General features: G+C 47.6%; 2 protein-coding genes. Both read left to right on the top strand.

What is annotated here, in order from left to right:
- Positions 1-568: 568 nt before the first annotated feature.
- A complete protein-coding gene (gene rpsT, locus AB1797_14120; protein ID MEW5768720.1) occupies positions 569-844 on the top strand; it encodes a 30S ribosomal protein S20 in 276 nt (91 codons plus the stop codon).
- A gap of 17 nt (positions 845-861) precedes the next feature.
- On the top strand, positions 862-1644 hold the full coding sequence (locus tag AB1797_14115; GenBank protein ID MEW5768719.1) for a carbon monoxide dehydrogenase accessory protein CooC: 783 nt from the start codon (positions 862-864) through the stop codon (positions 1642-1644).
- Positions 1645-1809 lie beyond the last annotated feature (165 nt).

Here is a 1809-nt window from a genome sequence, read left to right as displayed (position 1 = left end):
CGTCGGCATAAGAGCTTCCCCTCCCTTGATGGGAGGGGTTAGGGGAGGGTGGCAGCTCTTTTTCTAAGGTTTTTAGCAAGAGTAATAATATTGCCCGCCCATTTCACCCTCACCCTATCCCTCTCCCCTCAAGGGAGAGGGAATTTTGCTTTGTCTCCCAACTAACTGCTTAACTTAGTTTTGAGTAGTTACTATTGTTCTAATGTTCTCTAAGACACATACTTTAATTTCCCCTTCGTGTCTTCGTGCCTTGGTGGCTGAACGGTTACTATATTTACTTGTTGACATTTGAAGATTAATTTGATACACTTAAGTCGGCAGTAACAACTCAGGTAGCTGTAGACAGTTAGACGGTGGAGGGGAATCATGGTCATCAAATGGTGGAACCGGAGAAGGTTTTGGGTGTCCTGATTCAGTCAAAGGCGCCAGAACTAACCGTCTTCAGGCGACCGTCTAAACAACCTGAGTAGTTACCAATTACTATACGTGAAGGTTCTCGGATAAAAAACCTGTTCCTAACAGGTTCAGGAATAGGAAGTAAAAAAGGGAAATAGGAGGTATAAGTTAAGTGGCTATTCATCGCTCAGTTTTAAGTAGGGCCAGACAAAACAGGAAACGCCGGGAAAGGAATGTGGCCGTCAAATCCAGGTTGAAAACCTTTATCAAAAAGGTCAATGAAGAAGTAGCGGCTGGCAATATGGAGGGGGCGCAAAAGGCCCTGACTACTCTTGTCCCGGCTATTGATAAGGCCGCCGCTAAAGGAATTATTCACCGAAATAATGCCGCCCGGAAAGTAAGCAAAATGACCCGAAAGGTAAAGGCCCTAACTTCATCTGGCTTCTGACCTTTAAGGGGGATACTTTGAAGATTTCCATTACGGGGAAAGGTGGTGTAGGAAAGACCACGGTGGCGGCTATCCTGGCCAGGATGTTGGCCGAAGAGGGACATAATGTGGTGGCGGTAGATGCTGATCCGGATGCTAATTTGGCGGCTGCCCTGGGATTCCCTAAAGAAATAGCCGAAGGGATTACGCCTATCTCAGAGCTTAAAGACCTGATTGAAGAGCGGACCGGAACTAAAGAGGCCGGGACATTTTTCAAGCTGAACCCTAAGGTAGATGATATCCCTGACAGATTTGGGGCCTCCTATCACGGGGTTAAGCTCCTCATTATGGGGAAAGTAAAAGGTGGGGGGAGTGGATGTTATTGTCCGGAGAATACCCTTCTTAGGGCACTGACTACCCACTTACTGCTTAGTCCCAACCAAGACCTTATCCTGGATATGGAGGCCGGCATTGAGCACCTCTCCAGGGGAACAGCCAGGGCAGTGGATACCTTAATTTGTGTAGTTGAACCGGGCCAGAGAAGCATTCAAACCGCCGAAAGAATCAGAAAGCTGGCTGTTGAGATGGGAATAGATAATGTAGCTGTTATCGGCAATAAAATTCGAGACCAACAAGAAAAGGATTTTATCGAATCCAGTCTTCCCGATTTTAAAATACTCGGATATCTCCCTTATGATCCACAACTTGGCCTGGCTGATCGGACCGGCCAATCAGCTTATGGAGATACTCCTGTAAGGGAGGAAATGAAGCGGATTGTGGATGGCGGATTTCAGGTAACTACTCAGCCCCAAGGCCACTGAGGCACTAAGATTACAGGTAACCGTTCAGGTATGCACGAATTAGCGCGGATAAATAACACAGGACAGAAGGCGGAAGTGTAGGGACAGGGCTTGTCCCTGTCCGTGCTTGTCCATGTCCGTTCCGTAGACGGACAACCACAAGGGTTGTCCCTACAGCCTAAGGAC

The organism is bacterium (assembly GCA_040753085.1).
GTDB lineage: Bacteria > UBA9089 > JASEGY01 > JASEGY01 > JASEGY01 > JASEGY01.
This window is presented reverse-complemented; position numbering and strand designations above follow the sequence as displayed.